Here is a 20,304-nt window from a genome sequence, read left to right on the forward strand (position 1 = left end):
CCCACCCGCCCTTTTCCGACCGCTCCGCGGCCGCCGACACACGCCGCTCCGCGGCGGAGTACGGCTGCGCCTCATCCCCGCCCCGGGAACAGCTCGTCCTGGGCCGCCTCCCGGGCCGTGAGCAGGGCCCCCCGCAGCACCGCCGCGCCCCCCAGCGCGCTCGCGCGGACCTCTGTGCGGAGCGGTGACATCGACGCGAGCCGGTCCGCGACGCGGGAGGCCAGAGCCTCGCCGCCCGCGTGTCCGACCTCTCCGCCGAGGACGACGCATCCGGGGTCGAGGACGGCCGTCACCGAGGCCGCGCCTATGGCGAGCCGGTCGGCGAGAGCGTCGAGGAAGGCACGCTCGGCATGCCCCGCGCCGCCCGCCGCCGCGGCCGCCTGACGTACGAGCGCCGCAGCAGGTAGCTCGTTCAGCGCCAGAGGCGTCAAGAGGCCGTGCTGCACGGCCAGTTCGGCGATGGCGGCCGCCCCTGCGAGGGAGTGGAAGCCGCCGTCGCAGGCGGTCGCGGACGGCAGTTCGGACGTGCCGGGTACCGGCAGGAAGCCGATCTCGCCGGTGCCGCCCGAGGCGCCGCGGCGCAGGGCGCCGTCGAGCACGACGGCGGCGCCGACGCCGTGGCCGAGCCAGAGCAGGACGAAGGTGTCGCGGTCGGCGGCGGCGCCGTCGCGCTGTTCGGCGAGGGCGGCCAGGTTGGTCTCGTTCTCCACGAGCACGCCGGCCGCGAGCCGTTCCTGGAGGGCGCCGGCGAGGCGGCGGTGCCAGGCGGGCAGCCCGCTGGAGTCACGGAGCTCGCCGGTCGCCGGGTCGATCAGCCCGGGCGCGCCCACGCCGATGCTGTGCAGCCGCTCCGCGCCGGCCTCCTTCGCGGTGCGCTCGACGAGGGCGACGGCCTGCTCGACGGCGGGTCCGGTGCCGGTGTCTCCGCCGATCGGTACGGACGCCTCGGCGAGCACCGTGCCGAGCAGGTCGGCGACGACGACGGTGAGGCCGTCGGTACGCACGTCGAGGGCGGCGAGGTGCGCGCGGTCGGCGAGGATCCCGTAGAGCCGTGCGTTCGGCCCCCGGCGGTCTGCGCCCGCCTCGCCGACCACCGTGATCAGTCCGGCGCTCTGCAGCCGCTCGACGAGGTCGGCGACCGTGGGCCGGGACAGGCCGGTCAGCTGTTTCAACTGGCCTGCTGTCAACGGCCCTTGCTGCTGCAGCAGGCGGAGCGCCAGCCGGTCGTTGATGGCCCGGGCGGTGCTGGGTGATGCGGGCATGCCGGGATCCTTCCAGATCGCCATCGCTTTGCCTTCCCTGGCCGGTAATTATCAGGCAGGGTCCCTAATAATTCTGCTAGCTTGCGTGCCGACGGCCGCCGACGGCCGCCGACGGGCAGAAGCCGGGAGCGAGGCATCCGGGAGCGAGGCATCCGGGAACGCGGCATCCGGACACCGGTGAATCGGGGAGGAACCACCGCATGAGTGAACCGCTCTACGACAAGCGCGACGTGAGTCGCGCCCGGTACGCGGTGGCCGCCGTCTTCGCCGTGCACGGCGCGGTCACCGGCTCCTTCGCAACTCGCGTGCCGTGGATCCAGGACCATGCGTCGGTGACCGCGGGCCAGCTCGGCGTCGCCCTCGCCTTCCCCGCCCTGGGCGCCGCCGTGGCGATGCCCGTGGCCGGCTGGGTGAGCCACCGTTTCGGCGCCCGTACCGCGCTGCGCGGCCTGCTCGCACTCTGGACGCTCGCGCTCGTGCTGCCCTCGCTCGCGCCCAACCTGCTCGCGCTGTGCGCGGCGCTCTTCGTGTACGGCGCGACGGCCGGCATGGCGGATGTCGCCATGAACGCGCTGGGCGTCGAGGTCGAGAACCGGCTCGGCAAGTCGATCATGTCCGGTCTGCACGGCATGTGGAGCGCGGGCGCCCTGATCGGCTCCGCCGCGGGCACGCTCGCCGCCCATCTGGGGTCCGACGCCCGCGTCCACCACCTGCTGGCCGCGGCGGTCCTCACGGCCGCCGGGCTGGCCGCCTGCCAGGGCGTACTGGATCTGCGGCCGGCCGATGACGAGGAGCCGCCGCGATTCGCGCTGCCGCCGAAGTCGGCGCTGCTCATCGGCGCGGTGGGGTTCTGCGCGGTGTTCGCGGAGGGCGCGAGCCTCGACTGGTCCGCGGTCTATCTGCGCGACGTGCTCGATACGTCGGCGGGTCTGGCGGCCGCGTGCACCACGGGCTTCACGCTCACCATGGCGATCGCCCGGATCGCAGGCGACGCGGTGGTGAACCGGTTCGGCGCGGTACGCACCGTGCGGGTGAGCGGGGCGCTGGCCACGCTGGGCGGTCTGCTCATCGTCGTGGCCTCGCATCCGGCGGTCGCGATGGCCGGGTTCGCATTGCTGGGCCTGGGCATCGCCGTCGTCGTACCGCTGGCCTTCGCCGCGGCCGGGCGCAGCGGGCCCAACCCGAGCCAGGCCATCGCGGGCGTCGCCACCATCACGTACACGTCGGGCCTGATCGCGCCGTCGGCAATCGGTTCGCTCGCCGAGGCGACCAGCCTGGTCGTGTCCTTCGGGCTGGTGACGGTGCTGGCGTTCGGCCTGATCGTGTTCGCAGGCGTGCTGCGTACGGGCGGCCGGGAGAGTGCGCGGGCCGGCGCACCGACGAGTACGACGACGGCTGATCCGCGGCCCTGAGACGGCCGATCCGCGGCCCTGAGACAGCTGATCCGCGGCCCTGAGCGGACGCGGTGGCGCCACCTCGCGGGCTCCTCACTGAGCGGCGGCGCCACCGCGTGGGCACCTCGCCGAGACGGACCTCCGCCACCTGGGCAGACGGTGCTCCCCCGCTGCGGGGAGAAGCACTACGCATGCCGCATTAGCATTGCACTGTTTGTCTCGGCGTACAGAAAGCGAAAACTCACATGGATCTCGGCGTGCGCTGGAGGCTGCACGGCGACGGGCGCACGCCCGCACCCGGAGCCGTCGTCCGACCCGACGAGCGGCTGTCGTGGCCCCGCACGGTCGGGCTCGGCGCCCAGCACGTGGTCGCCATGTTCGGCGCCTCCTTCGTCGCACCGGTCCTGATGGGTCTCGACCCGAACCTCGCGATCATGATGTCGGGCATCGCGACGGTCGTCTTCCTGCTGGCCACGCGCGGCCGGGTGCCCAGCTACCTGGGCTGTTCGCTCTCCTTCGTCGGCGTGGCCGCAGTGATCAGGGCGCAGGGCGGCTCGAGCGCCGTGGTGACCGGTGCCGTGTTCGTGGTCGGCATCGTGCTCTTCCTGGCCGGGCTCGCGGTGCAGCGATTCGGTGCGCGGATCATCCACGCCACCATGCCGCCGATCGTCACCGGCGCGGTGGTCATGCTCATCGGCTTCAACCTGGCGCCGGTCACGGCCGCGACGTACTGGCCGCAGGACCAGTGGACGGCGCTGCTGGTGATGCTGTTCACCGGTTTGGCCGTGGTCTGCCTGCGCGGTTTCTGGTCGCGCATCGCGATCTTCCTCGGGCTGATCTTCGGATACGGCATCTCGTGGGTGTTCGACCGCCTCTTCGGCAAGATCCACTCGGTGGCCGGCGGCACCGAGGCCGTCGACCACTGGCGTCTCGACCTCTCCGGCGTCGCCAAGGCGGACTGGATCGGCCTGCCGTCCTTCCACGGCCCGAGTTTCGAGTGGTCGGCGATCCTGGTCGCGCTGCCCGTCGTGATCGCGCTGATCGCCGAGAACGCGGGCCACGTCAAGGCGGTCGGCGAGATGACCGGCGACCCGCTGGACGACAAGCTCGGCACCGCGATCGCCGCCGACGGCGCCGCGTCGATGCTGTCCACCGCGGTGGGCGGACCGCCCAACACGACGTACTCCGAGAACATCGGCGTCATGGCCGCGACCCGCGTCTACTCGACGGCGGCGTACTGGGCCGCCGCGGGCTTCGCCCTGCTCTTCGGTCTCTGCCCCAAGTTCGGCGCGGTCGTGGCGGCCATCCCGGGCGGTGTCCTGGGCGGCATCACCGTCATCCTGTACGGCATGATCGGCCTGCTCGGCGCGCAGATCTGGATCAACGCCAAGGTGGATCTGCGCAATCCGCTGAACCTCGTCCCGGCGGCGGCAGGCATCATCATCGGCGTCGGCGGCGTCTCGCTGAAGATCACGGACAACTTCGAGCTGAGCGGCATCGCCCTCGGCACCCTCGTCGTGATCACCGGGTACCACGCGCTGCGCGCCATGGCCCCCGCCCACCTCAAGAAGCAGGAGCCGCTCCTCGACGCCGGCACGTCCACGTACGACAAGGACGCGCAGAAGGAAGCGGCCGCACAAGAGGCGGGCGCGGGCGGACAGCAGGCTGGCGGGGACCCGTCGAAGGGTCAGCCGCCCGTCACCAGGTCGTAGGCGTAGTCCGGGGTGAAGGTGCCCGGCGCGCCCTTGCAGCCGTCGGACTCCCCGGGCAGCTTGATCCAGAGGTAGGCGTCGATGCGGGCCTGTCCGGTGCGTAACGTCGGCGGCTGGCCGAGCTTGCGGCCCGCCGGGTCGCACCACTCGCCCTCGGGTGGGGCACCGTTCCCGTTCCGGCTGGTGTCGATGACGGCGCCCAGGCCGGCCGGCCCGCCGAGCACCGACAGGACCTGGCGGGCATAGGCCGCTTCTTCGGTGGTGCGGTGGAAGTTCGACACGTTGGTGAAGATTCCGTCGGACGAGGCGGCCGATGCCGCGCCCGCCTGCCGCAGCCGGGTCGCCTGCGTGGCGGGCGCGTTCCAGCCGGAGTGGCCCGCGTCGTAGTAGACCCTGGCCCCCGGGTTGGCCGCCTTGAGGACGCGGCCCGCGCGGGCCAGGGACGCGTACCGCCGCGCCCGGTCGCCCTCCCAGAGGCAGTCGATCAGGGCGAGGGAGTCCGGTTCCAGGATCACGATGACCTCGCCGGACCCGAGCCCGGCGGCGAACTTGTCGATCCACGCGTCGTACGCGTCGAGGTCGGGCGCCCCGCCCTGGGACGCGCCGCCGCAGTCGCGCTGCGGGATCGCGTAGGGCACGACGACCGGCACCTGGCCGTCGGCCGCTGCTCGCGAGGTGACCGCACGCACGCGTGAGGTGATCGTGGACGGCGTGTAGTCGGCGAACCACACGGCGGCGGGCTGGTCGGCGATCCGCGATTCGATGAGCGGCCGCCTCGGATCGCTGCGGTGGGCACGGACCCAGTCGAGCACCTGCGAGTCGTCGTGCCGGTACAGCCGGGTCGACACGGCGGGCGCGGCGGCGGCGGACGTCTTCGGCGCCTTGGACGGGGCCTTCGTCTTGGGCGACGGCTTGGGCGAGGACGTGGAGGGCGACGGCGACGGCGAGGCCGACGTGGTGGAGGGGGACGCGCTGGGCACCGCGGGCAGCGGCTGCAGAGTCGGCGACCCGGTCACCGTCGGCCGCGCCTCGTCCGTTCCCCCGCCCTGGTCAAGGGCGTTGACCAGGCCCGTGACCGTGCCGACGGCGACGACGACCGATGCCGCCGCGGCCATGGCACCGCGGCCGGTGCGTCCGCGCCGCCTCCTGCGTTCCGCCAGGCGCTGCGCGCGTGGGCCTGACACGTGCTGTTCCCCCTTCTCCGTGGCGCTGCCCTGCGCCACGGTCCTGGTCCGGCGATCCCCTGCGCCGTGGTCGGTCCTGGGCCGCGGTTGCCTTGCCGGGCCGTGGCCCGGCCGGCGTGCCGGGCCGTGTCCTGGCCTGACGTGCCGGGCCGTGGCCTGACCCGACGTGCCGGGCCGGGGTCCTGGCCGGCGTGCCAGGCGTGGCCTGCCCTGCGTGCCCGGCCTTGCCAGCCTTCCGGTCCGGGCCGTCTCCCGGTTTCTCGGTCTCCCGGGTCGCCGGGTCTGCCGGTCTGCCCGTGCCGGGGGCGTTCCCCCGTTCTGGGGAAGCCCGCGGCCGGGCGGCACCGGCGCCAGCCTAGGACTGGGACCCTGCCCCCATGGCGCAGTTGGAACAGTTCACACATTCGCCACCGCACGGGGTCGACGCGGTGGTGGCGCGGATGCGCGCGCTGGGCGAGGCCTGGCCGGACCATGACGGCGTAGCGGTCTTCAACCGCGTCTACCTCGCCGTCACGCAGGAGGTCGACCGCCGCATCGACACAGGGGAGTTCCCCGACCCGCATGCCGCCGCCACGCTGGACATTCGGTTCGCCGAGCGCTATCTGGCGGCGGTCGACGCGGTGGCCCAAGAGCGCCGCCCGCCGGCGTGCTGGCGGCCGCTGTTCGAGTACCGGCGGCATCCCGGAGTACGTCCGACGCAGTTCGCCCTTGCGGGCATCAATGCGCACATCGGGCACGATCTGGCGCTCGCCGTCGTGGACGCCTGTCGTACGCTTGGCTGCGAACCGGCCGAGTTGGAGGACGAGTTCGACAGAGTGGGCGATCTCCTCGTGTCGCTGGAGGAGCGCATCCGCGAAGATCTGATGCCCGGTCCCGATCTGCTGCAGATCGCCGATCCGCTGACGCACCTGCTGGGCTGCTGGAGTCTGGAACGGGCGCGGGACGGCGCATGGGCGGCGGCCCGGTCGCTCTGGGCACTGCGCGGACTCCCGGAAGTCGCCGAGGAGTTCGCACAGCGGCTCGACGCGGGCGTCGGGCTGGTGGGCCGCATGCTGCTCACTCCCCTGCCGGGCTGACCGGTACCCCGGCGCGCCACGGCACGGGAAGGCACCGTACCGATCCGGCCACGGCGGAGATCAGTCCAGCCATGCCGCAGCGTCGAGCTCTGCAATTCCTGTGCGTCCGCTGTACGTTGACGAGTCGTACACCGACGCGAAGGAGCACAGGCATGGCGATCCCACTCGGACTGGCACTCCCGCAGCTGAAGCAGTACGACCTCGGACGCGACGTGCCCGCGGTGGCGAAGGCCGCCGAGGACATCGGATACGAGAGCCTGTGGGTGTTCGAGCGGATCCTGTTCCCCGAGCCGGCGACCCAGGGCCTGTACGGGATCCCGGGACTGCCCTGGCCCGACGAGTACCGCTCGGTGGCCGACCCGCTGGTGACGCTGACGCTGGCGGCGGCCGCGACCGAGCGGGCGCGGCTGGGCACCAGCGTGCTGGTCGCCCCGCTGCACGTGCCGTTCCAGCTGGCCCGCTCCCTCGCCACGCTCGACGCCGCGAGCGGCGGCCGGGTGGTGGCGGGCTTCGGCACGGGCTGGTCGCTCGACGAGTACGCCGCGGCGTCGGTGGCCCCGTTCGAGCAGCGCGGCAAGGTCCTCGACGAGCTCCTCGACGTGTGCCAGGCGGTCTGGGGACCGGACCCCGTGTCGTACGAGGGGGCGCTGACGCGTATCGCGCCGTCGGAGGTGGGTCCCAAGCCCGTACGGCCGATTCCGGTGCTGCTCCCGGCGAACAGCCCGCGCGCGCTGCGCCGGCTCGTGGAGCGGGCCGACGGCTGGATGCCGGTCGGCATGGGCGCCGGCCAGCTCGCAGCGCAGTGGCAGCAGCTGCAGGACCTGGCCGCGGAGAAGGGCCGCAAGGAGCCCGTCCAGAGCGTGCTCCGGGTCAACCCCCGGTACTCGGCCAAGGCGTACGAAGGCGAGGACCGCGCGCCCTTCCAGGGGAACGTCGAGCAGATCACCGAGGATCTCGCGGCGCACGCCGAGGTCGGTCTCGACGAGATCTTCGTCGACCTCAGCGGCTCCGCCCGGGACGCGGAGGAGCTCAAGGACCTGGCGGCGGAGGTGTACGAGGCGGCGCGGGCGGCCGGGGTCTGAGCCGCTGGACGGGGTGGAGATCCGGGATGGGGAATCCGCAGGTCCCGCGGGTCCCCAACTCCCCTCGGCTCCTCCCCCTTGCCTCCCGTCAGTCCTCGGGCAGTTCGACCGGCGCGATCTCGTCGTACACGTCGCCCGGGCCGGGGTTCGTCGGATCGGTCGCGCCGCCCAGCTGGTGCATGACGCCCCACACGGCGTTGAGCGCGGTCTGGACGGCGCCCTCGGCCCAGCCCGCCGTCCAGGAGATGTCGTCGCCGGCGAGGAAGATGCCGCGCTTGTCCTCGGGGAGGCGATCCTGCATGAAGTGCGTGAACAGGCGCCGCTGATAGCGGTAGTGGCCGGGCAGATTGGCCTTGAACGCGCCCATGAAGTACGGCTCGTTCTCCCAGGACACGGTCACCGGGTTGCCGATGATGTGCTTCCGGATGTCGACCTTCGGATAGATCTCGCCGAGCGACTTGAGCATGACCTCCATGCGCTCGTTGGCCGACAGCGGCAGCCACTTCAGGGAGTCGTCGCACCAGGTGTAGGAGAGACAGATGACGGCGGGCTGGTCGGGGCCGTTGTCGAGCAGGTAAGTCCCGCGCGTCATGCGGTCCGTGAGCGTCATCGACATGACGTCCCGCCCTGTCTTCTCGTCCTTGTCGAGCCAGAACGGCCGGTCGACCGGCACGAAGAGCTTGCTGGACTCCATGTAGTGGGTGCGCTCGATCGCCGTCCAGTGGTCGATCGGGAAGAGTTCGTCGTCGCACGCGATCTTGGAGAGCAGCATCCAGGACTGGGCGGTGAAGATCACGGCTCGGTAGGAGCGGATGTTGCCTGAGGCGTCCGTGACGGTGATGCGGTTGCCGGCGGTGCGGTGCAGCCGGGTCACGGCCGGGCGGGGCTCGCCGTTCACGTGCAGCGACTTCAGGGACGTGCCGTAGGGCCAGTGCACGATCTTCTCGGGCTCGCGCTCCCACAGCCGCAGCGGAAGCTGCTGGGAGCCGCCGACGATGCCGCGGTGGTGGTCGTCGGCCTCGGTGTAGACGACGCGCAGGATCTCCAGGATGGAGTTGGGGAAGTCGGTGTCCCAGCCGCCGGTGCCGAAGCCGACCTGGCCGAAGATCTCGCGGTGCCGGAAGGACTTGAAGGCCTCCGAGTCGCAGAGGAAGCCGTAGAAGGTCTGGTTGTCGAGCTCCTCGACGAGCCGGGACCAGATCTCACGGATGCGCGGCACGTCGCGCTCGCGCATCGCCCGGTTCATGTCGGAGAAGTCGGCGCCCTCCTCCAGGCACCGGTTCCAGGCGTCCGCCACATCGCGGTAGACCTGCGGCAGATCCTCGACGGTCTCGGCGTAATGCGTCTCGCCCTTGAGATCGACGACGGTGGAGGGCGTGGCCTCCGCGAGCGGGTTGGGGAACGGCCTGGTCTCCAGACCCACGAGGTCGATGTAGTGCTGAAGGGCCGTCGAGGACGGCGGGAAGCGCATCGCGCCCATCTCGGCGGTGAGCGAGGGGTCGCAGCCGTCGAAGCCCACGGTCCGCAGCCGCCCGCCGATCCGGTCGGCCTCGTACACGACGGGCTTGAGGCCCATCTTCATCAGCTCGTACGCGGCCACGATGCCGGACAGTCCGCCGCCGACGACGGCCACCTCGGTGCCGTGCTCGGTCGCGGGTATCTGGCCCAGGCCCGCCGGGTGCGCGAGGAAGTCGTCGTACGCGTACGGGAAGTCCGGCCCGAACATGGTGATCGGCGGCTGCGCGCCGTCGGTGTGCTGGACGGCGTTGGGCACCGTGGACGTCATGGGGTACGGACTCCTTGCGCGAAGAGAACTCGGGGGAAGGCTTGGGGCTCAGACGCCTGGGCTCAGACGAGGGGCCCGTAGAGGCCGGGCCGGCGGTCCTTCAGATACGGGTTGGCCTCACGTGAGGCCGCGAGGAAGGCGGGGTCGGTGTCGGCGAGGACCAGTTCCTCGCCGCGTCCGGCGCGTGCGCGGGCGACCCCGTCGGGTCCGGCCAGTGTGGAGAGACCGACGAAGTCGAACTCCCCTTCCTGCCCGACCCGGTTGACGTACGCGACGTACATCTGGTTCTCGAAGGCCCGCACCGGGACCATGCACTCGGCGACGAACTGGAACGGGTGCATCTGGGCGGTGGGCACCACGAGCAGGTCCGTGCCTGCGAGCGCGTGGGCACGGACGTTCTCCGGGAACTCCACGTCGTAGCAGATCATCAGGCCGACACGGAGGCCGTTCAGCTCCGCCTGCACCACCGGCTGCTCGCCCGGCGTGAAGTGGTCGCGCTCGAAGCAGCCGAAGAGGTGGGTCTTGCGGTAGTTCGCCAGGCGGGTGCCGTCGGCGGAGAGGAGCTGGGCGGAGTTGAAGACGTCGTCCCCGGAGCGCTCTGGGTAGCCGTAGGCGATCGCGAGGCCGTGCCGTCCGGCGATCTCGGCGACCGCGTCGGCGGAGTCGCCGTCGGCGGGCTCGGCGAGCCGGGCGATGTCGTCGCCGATCGCGTACCCGGTCAGAAACATCTCCGGCGCCACGAGCAGCCCGGCTCCCGCGGCCGCCGCCCGGCCTGCGGCCTCGTCGAGGACCTTGAGGTTCTCGACGACCGAGCCGGGCCGGCCGGAGCTCTGGAGCAGGGCGGTGCGCATGCGTGATTCCTCACCGTGGGACGGGGATTGCGGGGGCCGCATAGACCGTACGGTCGGCGGACGGAGCCCCACAAGCAGGAGCCGTTGCGCACCGGTGAACGAATCATTGCGTCGTTCAGGGCTCGGGTGGCGATTCGTTGCGCGACGGAAGCCGCAGGTCACGGACGTGCTCGGGCGGGACGTGCGCGCGCGGCCAGCAGCAGCGCCATGACCAGATACGGCACCGCGAACAGCGCGAAGACGGTGCCGTGCGCGGCCGTCGAGCCGACCACCGCGTACGCGCCGTATACGGTGACCGTCGTCAGGTCCGTGCCCACACCGGCCACCGAGGTCAGGGTGGCGCGGCCGGTCCCCTCGATGCGCTGCTGGAGCCGGGCGTCGGCCAGGACGCTCGCGAGCTGGAATCCGCCGAAGGCGAGGGCCACCAGCGCGATGCCGGACGGGGTCCGCGCCACCGCTCCCGTGGCCAGGGCCAGCGCGGAGCCCGCGAGCAGCCAGGCGAGTCCGGCCGCGCCCAGCCGCTGCCCCACGCCGGCCAGCAGACCGCCGACCACCGGCCCGGCCCAGACCATCAGCAGGAACTGCGGTACGGCATCCGCGGATACGCCGGTGTCGCGCACGAGCAGCGGCGTGTACTCGTCGAGCGCGCCCCACACGGCGGTGACGGCCGGAACGAGCAGCAGGGCACCGCGTACGGACCGGTCGCCGCGGGCTTCGGCGAGTCCGGCCCGCAGGGTCATGACCGTCGCGGCCCAACGGGAGCCCTCGGCTGGGGCGGCCCTGTGTTCCGGGAACCGGGCCGCCACCGCCGCGGTCAGCAGGCAGGCCAGCACGCTGGCCGCGCCCACGCCCGGGTAGCCGCCCCAGGTGAGCACGGGCCCGGCGAGCCCCATCGCTGCCATCACGGCCGCCAGCCCCGCCGCGCGGGCCCGGCCCATCACGCGCGCGTACCGGTCGGCCGCGCCGAGCCGCGCGAGTTCCTCGTACACCAGCGCCTCCAGCGCACCGGAGCTCAGGGCTCCCTTGGCGCCCCACAGCACGAAGCCGAGGGCGAAGGCCCAGTACGAGGGGGTGAGCACCCACAGGGCGAAGCCGACCGCGGTGAGCAGCGGGCCGAGCGACAGCAGCAGCCGCCGGGAGACCGCGTCGGCCCAGGCGCCGGAGGGCACCTCCAGCAGCACACCGGTCACCGACCAGAGGGCGAACAGCGAGGAGATCTGCCAGACCGAGAGACCGGTGTCGCTGAACAGCAGCGCGTACACCGGATAGAGCAGCACGAAGTCGTCGAGGAACGCGTGGCCGTACAGCGTGACCGTCAGCCGCCGGACACCGGTGGCGGGCACACGAGCAGGTGAGAGTGTCATGAGGCCTTCCCGCAGGGACAGTTCGGACGCCGGAGGTACGGCGCCCGAGGCGGCCCTCGGGAGGCATGGCTGGTATATCAATGTCGCCAGGTCATGGCAGCGATGGTAGACGGGCCCGCCCGTCCGGCCCAGACGGCGCCTGGCGGAGCCTCTTGGTGCTAAGTGGGCGACCCCGACGAGAACCGCCGTACCAGCGGCGACAGCACCAGCACGGACTTCGTGCGCTCGACGAACGGCTCCCCGGCGATCCGCTCCAGAACCCGCTCGAAGTGCCGCATGTCGGACGCGAAGACCTGCACGACCGCGTCCGCCTCGCCGGTGACGGTGGAGGCGGCCACGACCTCGTGGTACCGCTCGAGCCCACGCTGGATGGTCTCCGGCGAGGTGTTGCGCCGGCAGAAGATCTCGATGAACCCCTCGGTCTCCCAGCCGAGCGCCGCCGGGTCGACCCGTACGGTGAATCCGGTGATCGCGCCGGTGGCGCGCAGCCGGTCCACGCGCCGCTTCACGGCGGGCGCGGACAGGCCGACCAGCTGGCCGATGTCGGCGTAGGAGCGGCGGGCGTCCTCGGCGAGGGCGTGCACGATGCGTTCGTCGAGATCGTTCAGCACTGCGGGCGGTTCGCTTCTCTGGGGTCGTGAGGGGGGAGCGGCGGTGGCCGCAAGGGAAGTAGAACACGTCGGCCGACAGCACACTGCTACGGCCCCGCGGTCGCACCGTGGGGCCGTAGCAGTGTGCGATGGGGCGGCGGCAGCGTGCCGCCGTCCTCATCAGTTCCAGCTTGCGTGCAGCGGCTTGCCCTCCGCGTAGCCCGCCGCGCTCTGGATGCCGACGATCGCCTTCTCGGCGAACTCCTCGAGCGAGTGCGCACCCGCGTAGGTGCAGGAGGAGCGGACGCCCGCGATGATCGAGTCGATCAGGTCCTCGACGCCCGGGCGGGCCGGGTCGAGGAACATCCGGGACGTCGAGATGCCCTCCTGGAACAGCGCCTTGCGGGCGCGGTCGTACGCGGACTCCTCGCTCGTACGGTTGCGGACGGCACGCGCCGACGCCATGCCGAAGGACTCCTTGTAGAGCCGTCCGTCGGCGTCCTGCTGCAGATCGCCGGGCGACTCGTACGTGCCCGCGAACCACGAGCCGATCATCACGTTCGACGCGCCGGCGGCCAGCGCCATGGCGACGTCGCGCGGGTGCCGGACACCGCCGTCGGCCCACACGTGCTTGCCGTACTTCCGGGCCTCAGCGGCGCACTCGAGGACGGCGGAGAACTGGGGGCGCCCGACGCCGGTCATCATGCGGGTCGTGCACATGGCGCCCGGGCCCACGCCCACCTTGACGATGTCGGCGCCGGCCTCGATCAGGTCCCTGACGCCCTCGGCGGCGACGACGTTGCCCGCGACGACGGGCACCTGCGGGTCGAGGGCCCGCACTGCCTTGAGCGCGGTGACCATCGACTCCTGGTGGCCGTGCGCGGTGTCGACAACGAGCGTGTCGACACCCGCGTCGAGCAGCTGCTTGGCCTTGCCCGCCACATCGCCGTTGATGCCGACGGCGGCGGCGATGCGCAGCCTGCCCTGCACGTCGACGGCGGGCTTGTAGAGGGTCGCGCGGAGGGCGCCCTTGCGGGTCAGGATGCCCGCGAGGCGGCCGTCGCCGTCCACGGCGGGGGCGTACCGGCGGTTGGCGCCGTCGAGCGTGGTGAAGGCCTGGCGCGGGTCGATGTCCGAGTCGAGGAGGAACAGATCCTTCGACATGACCTCGGTCAGCTGCGTGAAGCGGTCGACGCCGCTCAGGTCGGCGTCGGTCACCACGCCGATGGGCTTGTGGTTCTCGTCCACTACGACGCCTGCGTTGTGCGCCCGCTTGTGCAGCAGGGACATCGCATCGGCGACGGTCTGGTGCGGGGCCAGCACGATGGGGGTGTCCAGCACGAGATCGCGCTGCTTGACCCAGGAGACGACCTCGGTGACGACCTCGATCGGGATGTCCTGCGGGATGACGACGAGTCCGCCTCGGCGCGCCACGGTCTCGGCCATCCGACGGCCCGCGATCGCGGTCATGTTGGCGACGACCAGCGGAATCGTGGTGCCCGAGCCGTCCAGCGAAGCGAGGTCGACGTCCTGCCGCGAGCCGACCGCGGAGCGGCTGGGCACCATGAAGACGTCGTCATACGTCAGGTCGTACGGGGGCTGGATGTCGTTGAGGAAACGCACGTGCTGCACATCCCAGTCGATCAGAGGTGGCCCCCGGGCAGGTCAGCCGAGGGGGAGGAAGCACGTACTTCATTGTCCCATGGGAGTGCTGTACAGCGGGCGGGACAATCATCCAGTCATGTCGGTGCGGGGCTGGTCGGATCCTCCGAGTGCCAGCATCACCGAGAGCGCCGGGCCCCGCTTCCGCATGCGGTCCACGGCCTCCGAGAAGACCTCCTGCACGACGGCCCACTCCTCCGGCCGTGCCGCGGCGTATCCCTGCCAGCCCGTGACGACGACCAGGAGGCCGCGTTCGGCAGCGGTGGACGGCCATACGGAGACGTCGGTGAGGCTGTCCGCGAGCGCGTCCCAGTTCCGCCCGAACCACTCGGGGAGCGCCAGCGCCTGGGCGCACCGCTCCATGAACTGCGGCTTGTCCTCGACCCCGGTGAGGTCGAGGACGGTGGTGCACCAGCCGTGCTCGGTCATCTCGCACCGCCTTTTCCCGGTCCTCAAGCGCCGGACGAGCTGCATTTCAGCCCGTCCGGCGCTTGAGGACGAGCCCGCCAGGGCGATAAAGGGGTCTGGGGCGGAGCCCCAGTTACGGGAAGGGGCGGGGTGGGGGAAATCCAACGATCACGGCCCGTCCGGGTCCGCCCGTTCGAGTGCCGGCCTCGGCGTGGGGCCGGCGGTCATCAGGAAGTCCGCGGCCGCGGTGTCCGTGACGAGGCTGGTGACCAGCCCGGAGCGCAGCACCGCGTCGATGGCCGGCGCCTTGCGCTGCCCGCCCGCGATGGCGACGACCTCGGGAATCCGCCGCAGCCGATCGGCCTCGACCGTGATGCACCGCTCCCCCAGGTCCCGCCCGACCCGCCGCCCCTCGGCATCGAAGAGATGCGCCGACATCTCGGCGGCGACACCGAGCGACGCGTAGTGCGCGCGCTCCTCGTCGCTGAGCATGTCGTGGACCGTGGAGATACCCGCCTCCCAGGAACCGATGGACACACACGCCACGGTCACCTTGTCGAAGTACTCGAAGGCGCGGGCGATGCCGGTCTGGTTGCGCAGCGCCGCGGCCGTGGCCGCGTCGGGCAGCAGCATCGGCGCGTAAATGGGGTGCGCGTCGCCGCCGGAGACCTGCGCCGCGCGCCGGACGGCTTCCACCGAGCCGCGCTCGGCGGTCCCGGCGTCGTACACGCCCGTGAGCTGCACGACGGTGCAGGGCGGCAGCCGGTCGAGCGCCGCCGCCATGTGAATCGTCGAGCGGCCCCAGGCGAGGCCCAGGACGTCGCCCTCGTGGACGAGCTCGCCGAGGAGGTCCGCCGCGACCTCGCCGAGGTTCTCCGGGTCGGGCGACTCCTCGGCCTCCGCCGGGGACTCGACGACCACGGCGTGCCGCAGGCCGTACCGGGAGCGCAGCGCGTCGGAGCGCTCCGCGTCCAGCTCGGCCGGCACCCGGATCTCGATCCTTACGAGGTCGCGCTCGAGTGCCGTCTCCAGAACCCGCGCCACCTTGAACCGGCTGACGCCGAACTCCTCGGCGATCTGGATCTTGGACTTGCCCTCGAGGTAGAAGCGACGGGCCATGGCCGCCGCCTGCACCAGCTCAGCGGGTCCCATCCGCAGGGCTGGCCGTCCCGCCGACATGCCAGTCACGGCGCTCTCCTCACTGCTGTTCACACTCTGGATTCGCCGTTCATCCTTGCAGATCCGGCGTGCTTGATCAGCCCTGATGGGCGGCGTTCACGTACTCGTCGGTCAGTGGTTGCACGCCCACCCGGCGGTGGCCGTCGCGGCCTCCGCCTGGGTGCGTAGTGCACGTACCGCCTCGGCCGGGTCGTCCGCCCCGTACACCGCGGAACCGGCGACGAAGACGTCCGCGCCGGCCTCGGCGCAGCGCTCGATGGTGGAGGCCGAGACACCGCCGTCGACTTGCAGCCACAGCTCCAGGCCGTGCTTGCTGATCAGCTCACGGGTGCGGCGGATCTTCGGCAGCATGATGTCGAGGAACGCCTGCCCGCCGAAGCCCGGCTCGACGGTCATGACCAGCAGCATGTCCAGCTCGGGGAGCAGGTCCTCGTACGGCTCGATGGGCGTGGCCGGCTTCAGGGCCATGGAGGCCCGGGCGCCCTTCGCGCGGATCTCACGCGCGAGACGCACGGGTGCCGCCGCCGCCTCGACGTGGAAGGTGACCGAACCGGCGCCCGCCTCGACGTACTGCGGGGCCCAGCGGTCGGGATCCTCGATCATCAGATGGCAGTCCAGCGGGGTGTCAGTGGCACGGCTCAGGGACTCCACGACCGGCACCCCGAGGGTGAGATTCGGGACGAAGTGGTTGTCCATCACGTCGACGTGGAGCCAGTCGGCCCCTTCGACGGCCCGGGCCTCGTCGGCGAGGCGGGCGAAGTCGGCGGACAGGATGCTGGGGTTGATCTGCACGGCCATGCCCCAAGCCTGCCATGCCTGCGGCCGCTTGCCCTCCCCCGGTCCCGCACCTCGGCCCCCGGCGGCCGGTAACCGTTGTGGGCAGGCGTTCCGCAGGGCTGGGGGCACCTCCCAGCGGTAGCTGGGGGAGGGTGGGCACAACCCACGACGTACCCGCACCCGGCGTACAACGTTCAGGTGGTGGCGGCGCCGCCGAGGCCCTGTAAGGGCCGTCAGGAGGTACGGCGCAACAGCGCCAAGTACATCGCATCCGTCCCGTGCAGATGCGGCCACAGCTGCACGTCCGGCCCGTCCCCAAGCGCCGGCACGCCCGGCAGAAGCCCCCGCGCATCGATCAGCTCGGCGCCGCCGTCGTGCTTCAGCACGTCGTCGACGACGGCGCGGGTCTCGGCGAGATGCGGCGAACAGGTCGCGTAACCGACGACGCCCCCGACGCGGACCGAGTCGAGCGCAGTGCGCAGCAGTGCGCGCTGCAGGGGCGCGAACCCGTCCAGATCGTCCGGGCGACGGCGCCACCGGGCCTCCGGCCGGCGGCGCAGGGCGCCGAGCCCGGTGCAGGGCACGTCCATCAGGACCCGGTCGAACGTGCCGGGGCGCCACGGCGGACGCGTGCCGTCCGCAGCAATGACCTGGTACGGGCCGGGGTTGCCGGAGAGCGCCTTGGCGACGAGTCCGGCACGGTGCGGCTGCTTCTCGGAGGCGAGGAGCACGGCGCCGCGCTGTGCGGCGAGGCCGGCGAGCATCGCGGCCTTGCCGCCGGGGCCGGCGCACCCGTCCAGCCACTTCTCGTCCGGCCCGTCGAGGGGCGCGTTCGCGAGGGCGAGCGCCACCAGCTGGCTGCCCTCGTCCTGAACGCCGGCGTGCCCCTCGCGCACGGCGTCGAGCGAGCCGGGGTCGCCGCCCTCGGTGAGCCGTACCGCGTAGGGCGACCAGCGGCCGGGCAGGGCGGCCTCCTCGCCCAAGCCGTCGAGCAGCTCCTCTGCGGTCGAGCGGCCCGGCCGCGCGACGAGCGTCACCTCGGGCCGCTCGTTGTCGGCCTCCAGCAGGTCCTCGATCCCGGCCCGGCCGCCGCCGAGCGCGTCCCAGAGCGCCGAGACGATCCAGCGCGGATGCGAGTGCACGACCGCGAGATGGTCCTCGGGGTCCTCGTCGTAGGGCGGTGCCACCTTCTCCAGCCAGCCGTCCAGGTCCTGCTGCGCGACCTTGCGCAGCACGGCGTTGACGAACTTGGCGCGCCCGTCGCCGAGGACGACCCGCGCCAGCTCCACGGTCGCGGAGACCGCCGCGTGCGACGGGATGCGCGTGCCGAGCAGCTGGTGCACGCCGAGGCTCAGCACGTCCAGAACCGGCGGGTCCACCTCGCCCAGCGGCCGGTCGATGCAGGCCGCGATGATCGCGTCGTACGTGCCCTGCCGGCGCAGCGTCCCGTACACCAGCTCGGTGGCGAGCGCCGCGTCCCGCCCGTCGAAACCGTCCTTCTCACGGGCTTTCCGGAGCAGCGGGGGCAGCACGAGGTTGGCGTACGCGTCGCGCTCGTCGACGGCGCGCAGCGCCTCGAAGGCGAGTATGCGGACGGGGTCCTTCTTGGGGCGCCGGTACGGCTTGCCCTGCGGACGGGGACGACGACGAGGTGACTCGCTCACGAAAAAAGTGCTCCGGATCTTGGATGACGTACCCGTCAAGCGTACGTCGCCCCGCTTCACGGCCGTGGGGACGGTGCACCCCGCGGCCCGCTGCCGCGGTTCGCGGAAGGCCAGGGCAAGGGGGGTCCGCACCGCGGCGCGAGACGGTGCCAAGGCGCGCCGCCCCAACAGCCTGCCCTACCGCTGGCTACCGCTGGCTCTGCACCCCGAGCCGCTCACCGACCGCGATTCGGACCCCCCGGGCCCAGTCCGCCGCCTTCATCGGCTTCTTGCCCTGCGCCTGCACCCACAGCAGTTCCACAGCGTGCGAGCCCGTGCCCACGTACACGTTGTTCTTGCCGACGGACAGCTCCCCCGGAGCAATGTCGTCCCGTTCGGGGGTGAGCGCGACCTGGATGAGCTTGAGGCGCTCGCCGCGGAAGACGGTCCACGCGCCGGGGGCCGGTGTGCAGCCGCGCACCACCCGGTCCACGCGCAGTGCGGGCGCCGACCAGTCGATCTGTGCGTCCTCGACGGTGATCTTCGGCGCGAAGGTGACGCCCTCGGTGGGCTGCGGCACGGCCTTGAGGGTGCCGTCCTCGATGCCGTCCATCGTCGCGGCGAGCAGCCCGGCTCCCGCGAAGGCGAGCCGGGTGAGCAGATCGCCGCTGGTGTCGGTGGGGCGCACCTGTTCCGTCACGGTGCCGTAGACGGGACCGGAGTCGAGCCCCTCCTCGATGAGGAAGGTGGACGCGCCGGTGATCTCGTCGCCCGCCATGAGGGCGTGCTGCACGGGGGCGGCGCCGCGCCAGGCGGGCAGCAGCGAGAAGTGCAGGTTGACCCAGCCGTGGACCGGGATGTCGAGCGCGGCCTTGGGCAGCAGTGCTCCGTACGCGACGACCGGGCAGCAGTCGGGCGCGATCTCCCGCAGCCGCGCCAGAAAGTCCTCGTCGCGCGGCTTCGCGGGCTTGAGCACCTCGATCCCGGCCTCCTCGGCGCGTTCGGCGACCGGGCTGGCGACCAGGTGGCGGCCGCGTCCGGCCGGGGCGTCCGGCCGGGTGACGACGGCGGCCACCTCGTGCCGCCCGGAGGCGATCAGGGCGTCCAGAGCGGGAACGGCGACCTCGGGGGTGCCTGCGAAGACCAGCTTCACTCGGAAATACCTCGCATCTCTCGTGCAGGCCCACAGGTGTCCGGCCGCGGGCCGGGGCCTGTGACGGCAGCGCACCAGTCTATGGCCGTCGGCCGGGCCGGCGCGGGCCCCGTCGCTGACGCCGCACAGGCACGCTCTGACGTCGGGCGGGACCGCGGGGGCGTACGCGCAGATGTGCGCCCTGCGCATATGCCCTTACGCCCTTTCAGCGTGACCACACACCGTTCGGCGCGTTGGTCAAGAGAGAGTTGACCACACGGGCCGCCGACACGGCCCGATCCCTTTTTCAACGCCGGTTCGAGAGGCTTGTTCATGGCCGACCATGCAACCCACGACGCCCAGGCTCGGGCCAGCCTGCACCTGCTGGTGCGGGACATCGAGCGGGTCCGCCGGCAGGTGGACGCATTGCGCACCCTCACCGCCCAGTTGGGCAACGTCTACCGCCCGCGCCGCTCCGGCCCCGCCACGGGCTTCGTCGTCTACGGACGGGCACCCGCCCCGACGGTCCGTCTCGCCCAGGAGCTGCGTGACAGTGTCGAGACCCTGGTCACGGCCGCTGTGGACTTCGACCGCTCACTGGGCTTCTCGTGGGACGCGGTGGGCTCGGCGCTGGGGGTGACGAAGCAGGCGGTGCACCGGCGGTACGGTGCCCGGCGGGCCGCGGCCCAGGCGGCGGCCAACGCCGAGCGCTCGGCGGAACCGTCCAGCGCCCGCGCCGTGCCCCTGGGAACGGCGCTCCCGGCCGTCCCCGCCGCCCGATCCATGCCGACCCAGCCGACGGCGGGCAGCCCCGGCCTCCGCGACGAGGCGCGGCCCGGGGCCTTCCCCGGCCCTCGCAACGGCTGAACACCGGCGTCTGCCTCCCGGCCCACGCGCCCGATCGCGCGCGGGGCGGGAGGCAGACGCATGTCGCGCGCCAGGCGCAGTGCCTCCGACTGAAAGCGGCGTACGGGCCAAGGGATGTCGCATAGCACGGCACGGGCCGGTCGACCCTGTGACCGACGGAACCCCGGCCACCCGTGGCCAAGGGCCGAAACCGGCCACCGGCCGATCGCCGCGTACGTACCGAAAGGGACGTGGCGGGATGTGCGCCCGCAGCAGCTGGCGCAAAATCCGGGCTCGCCCGACGACGTACGGTTCGGCGCCAGACCGAGGACGTACATCCCGGCGCGGCCCCGACC

The 20,304-nt window shown here is 72.3% G+C and carries 17 protein-coding genes; 5 read left to right on the forward strand and 12 right to left on the reverse strand.

The features are described 5' to 3' along the window. Positions 1-71: 71 nt before the first annotated feature. Complete coding sequence (locus tag STSP_RS08775) at positions 72-1,262, reverse strand: ROK family transcriptional regulator (RefSeq protein WP_067274396.1); 1,191 nt, start codon at positions 1,260-1,262, stop codon at positions 72-74. Positions 1,263-1,462: 200 nt separating this feature from the next. Here STSP_RS08775 and STSP_RS08780 point away from each other — a divergent pair, with 200 nt between their 5' ends. Then, positions 1,463-2,674: an MFS transporter gene (locus tag STSP_RS08780; RefSeq protein ID WP_067274352.1), complete on the forward strand. Its 1,212-nt coding sequence runs from the start codon at positions 1,463-1,465 to the stop codon at positions 2,672-2,674. Positions 2,675-2,901: 227 nt separating this feature from the next. Further along, complete coding sequence (locus STSP_RS08785) at positions 2,902-4,368, forward strand: uracil-xanthine permease family protein (protein WP_067274353.1); 1,467 nt, start codon at positions 2,902-2,904, stop codon at positions 4,366-4,368. Here the strand turns inward: STSP_RS08785 and STSP_RS08790 are convergent. Continuing rightward, on the reverse strand, positions 4,344-5,483 hold the full coding sequence (locus STSP_RS08790) for a glycoside hydrolase family 6 protein (protein WP_067274355.1): 1,140 nt from the start codon (positions 5,481-5,483) through the stop codon (positions 4,344-4,346). The genes STSP_RS08785 and STSP_RS08790 overlap by 25 nt on opposite strands. Before the next feature lie 446 nt (positions 5,484-5,929). Between STSP_RS08790 and STSP_RS08795 the strand changes: the two genes are divergently transcribed. Both STSP_RS08795 and STSP_RS08800 read left to right on the forward strand, forming a co-directional pair. Beyond that, on the forward strand, positions 5,930-6,628 hold the full coding sequence (locus tag STSP_RS08795; RefSeq protein ID WP_067274358.1) for a DUF5995 family protein: 699 nt from the start codon (positions 5,930-5,932) through the stop codon (positions 6,626-6,628). A gap of 152 nt (positions 6,629-6,780) precedes the next feature. After that, the gene (locus STSP_RS08800; protein WP_067274359.1) at positions 6,781-7,710 is read left to right on the forward strand and encodes an LLM class F420-dependent oxidoreductase; all 930 of its coding nucleotides are present in this window, start codon (positions 6,781-6,783) and stop codon (positions 7,708-7,710) included. A gap of 88 nt (positions 7,711-7,798) precedes the next feature. Here STSP_RS08800 and STSP_RS08805 read toward each other — a convergent pair whose 3' ends face one another. The 10 genes from STSP_RS08805 to fmt form a co-directional block, all read right to left on the reverse strand. Further along, positions 7,799-9,496, reverse strand: a complete 1,698-nt coding sequence (locus STSP_RS08805) for a flavin monoamine oxidase family protein (RefSeq protein ID WP_067274363.1) — start codon at positions 9,494-9,496, stop codon at positions 7,799-7,801. Positions 9,497-9,558: 62 nt separating this feature from the next. Further along, a complete protein-coding gene (locus tag STSP_RS08810) occupies positions 9,559-10,347 on the reverse strand; it encodes a carbon-nitrogen hydrolase family protein (protein ID WP_067274365.1) in 789 nt (262 codons plus the stop codon). A gap of 158 nt (positions 10,348-10,505) precedes the next feature. Beyond that, positions 10,506-11,711 (reverse strand): MFS transporter, encoded by a 1,206-nt coding sequence (locus tag STSP_RS08815; protein ID WP_067274368.1) that lies wholly within the window; start codon positions 11,709-11,711, stop codon positions 10,506-10,508. Between the two features lie 158 nt (positions 11,712-11,869). Further along, positions 11,870-12,322, reverse strand: coding sequence for an Lrp/AsnC family transcriptional regulator (locus STSP_RS08820; protein ID WP_067274370.1), 453 nt, complete (start codon positions 12,320-12,322; stop codon positions 11,870-11,872). A gap of 159 nt (positions 12,323-12,481) precedes the next feature. Further along, entirely contained in the window at positions 12,482-13,924 is a 1,443-nt protein-coding gene (locus STSP_RS08825) for a GuaB1 family IMP dehydrogenase-related protein (protein ID WP_067274399.1), read from the reverse strand. A gap of 108 nt (positions 13,925-14,032) precedes the next feature. Then, positions 14,033-14,392, reverse strand: coding sequence for a barstar family protein (locus STSP_RS08830; RefSeq protein WP_067274373.1), 360 nt, complete (start codon positions 14,390-14,392; stop codon positions 14,033-14,035). 147 nt (positions 14,393-14,539) lie between these two features. Next, on the reverse strand, positions 14,540-15,583 hold the full coding sequence (locus STSP_RS08835; RefSeq protein WP_067274375.1) for a sugar-binding transcriptional regulator: 1,044 nt from the start codon (positions 15,581-15,583) through the stop codon (positions 14,540-14,542). A gap of 78 nt (positions 15,584-15,661) precedes the next feature. Beyond that, on the reverse strand, positions 15,662-16,348 hold the full coding sequence (gene rpe / locus STSP_RS08840; protein WP_067274378.1) for a ribulose-phosphate 3-epimerase: 687 nt from the start codon (positions 16,346-16,348) through the stop codon (positions 15,662-15,664). Between the two features lie 212 nt (positions 16,349-16,560). Continuing rightward, complete coding sequence (locus tag STSP_RS08845; protein WP_067274383.1) at positions 16,561-17,991, reverse strand: RsmB/NOP family class I SAM-dependent RNA methyltransferase; 1,431 nt, start codon at positions 17,989-17,991, stop codon at positions 16,561-16,563. 187 nt (positions 17,992-18,178) lie between these two features. Continuing rightward, positions 18,179-19,123 (reverse strand): methionyl-tRNA formyltransferase, encoded by a 945-nt coding sequence (gene fmt, locus STSP_RS08850; protein ID WP_067274385.1) that lies wholly within the window; start codon positions 19,121-19,123, stop codon positions 18,179-18,181. 312 nt (positions 19,124-19,435) lie between these two features. On the opposite strand from fmt, the gene STSP_RS08855 reads away from it, so the two are divergent. After that, positions 19,436-19,969, forward strand: a complete 534-nt coding sequence (locus tag STSP_RS08855; RefSeq protein WP_067274388.1) for a hypothetical protein — start codon at positions 19,436-19,438, stop codon at positions 19,967-19,969. Positions 19,970-20,304 lie beyond the last annotated feature (335 nt).

Origin of the sequence: Streptomyces jeddahensis (genome assembly GCF_001642995.1) — a bacterium.
In the GTDB taxonomy this organism is placed as follows: Bacteria; Actinomycetota; Actinomycetes; order Streptomycetales; family Streptomycetaceae; genus Streptomyces; species Streptomyces jeddahensis.

Coding starts and splice junctions, on each gene's coding strand:
- STSP_RS08800 (WP_067274359.1), top strand. CDS start 6,781: ATGGCGATCCCACTCGGACTGGCACTCCCGCAGCTGAAGCAGTACGAC.
- STSP_RS08790 (WP_067274355.1), bottom strand. CDS start 5,483: ATGGCCGCGGCGGCATCGGTCGTCGTCGCCGTCGGCACGGTCACGGGC.
- rpe (WP_067274378.1), bottom strand. CDS start 16,348: ATGGCCGTGCAGATCAACCCCAGCATCCTGTCCGCCGACTTCGCCCGC.
- STSP_RS08830 (WP_067274373.1), bottom strand. CDS start 14,392: ATGACCGAGCACGGCTGGTGCACCACCGTCCTCGACCTCACCGGGGTC.
- STSP_RS08795 (WP_067274358.1), top strand. CDS start 5,930: ATGGCGCAGTTGGAACAGTTCACACATTCGCCACCGCACGGGGTCGAC.
- STSP_RS08780 (WP_067274352.1), top strand. CDS start 1,463: ATGAGTGAACCGCTCTACGACAAGCGCGACGTGAGTCGCGCCCGGTAC.
- STSP_RS08805 (WP_067274363.1), bottom strand. CDS start 9,496: ATGACGTCCACGGTGCCCAACGCCGTCCAGCACACCGACGGCGCGCAG.
- STSP_RS08855 (WP_067274388.1), top strand. CDS start 19,436: ATGGCCGACCATGCAACCCACGACGCCCAGGCTCGGGCCAGCCTGCAC.
- STSP_RS08785 (WP_067274353.1), top strand. CDS start 2,902: ATGGATCTCGGCGTGCGCTGGAGGCTGCACGGCGACGGGCGCACGCCC.
- STSP_RS08810 (WP_067274365.1), bottom strand. CDS start 10,347: ATGCGCACCGCCCTGCTCCAGAGCTCCGGCCGGCCCGGCTCGGTCGTC.
- STSP_RS08815 (WP_067274368.1), bottom strand. CDS start 11,711: ATGACACTCTCACCTGCTCGTGTGCCCGCCACCGGTGTCCGGCGGCTG.
- STSP_RS08775 (WP_067274396.1), bottom strand. CDS start 1,262: ATGCCCGCATCACCCAGCACCGCCCGGGCCATCAACGACCGGCTGGCG.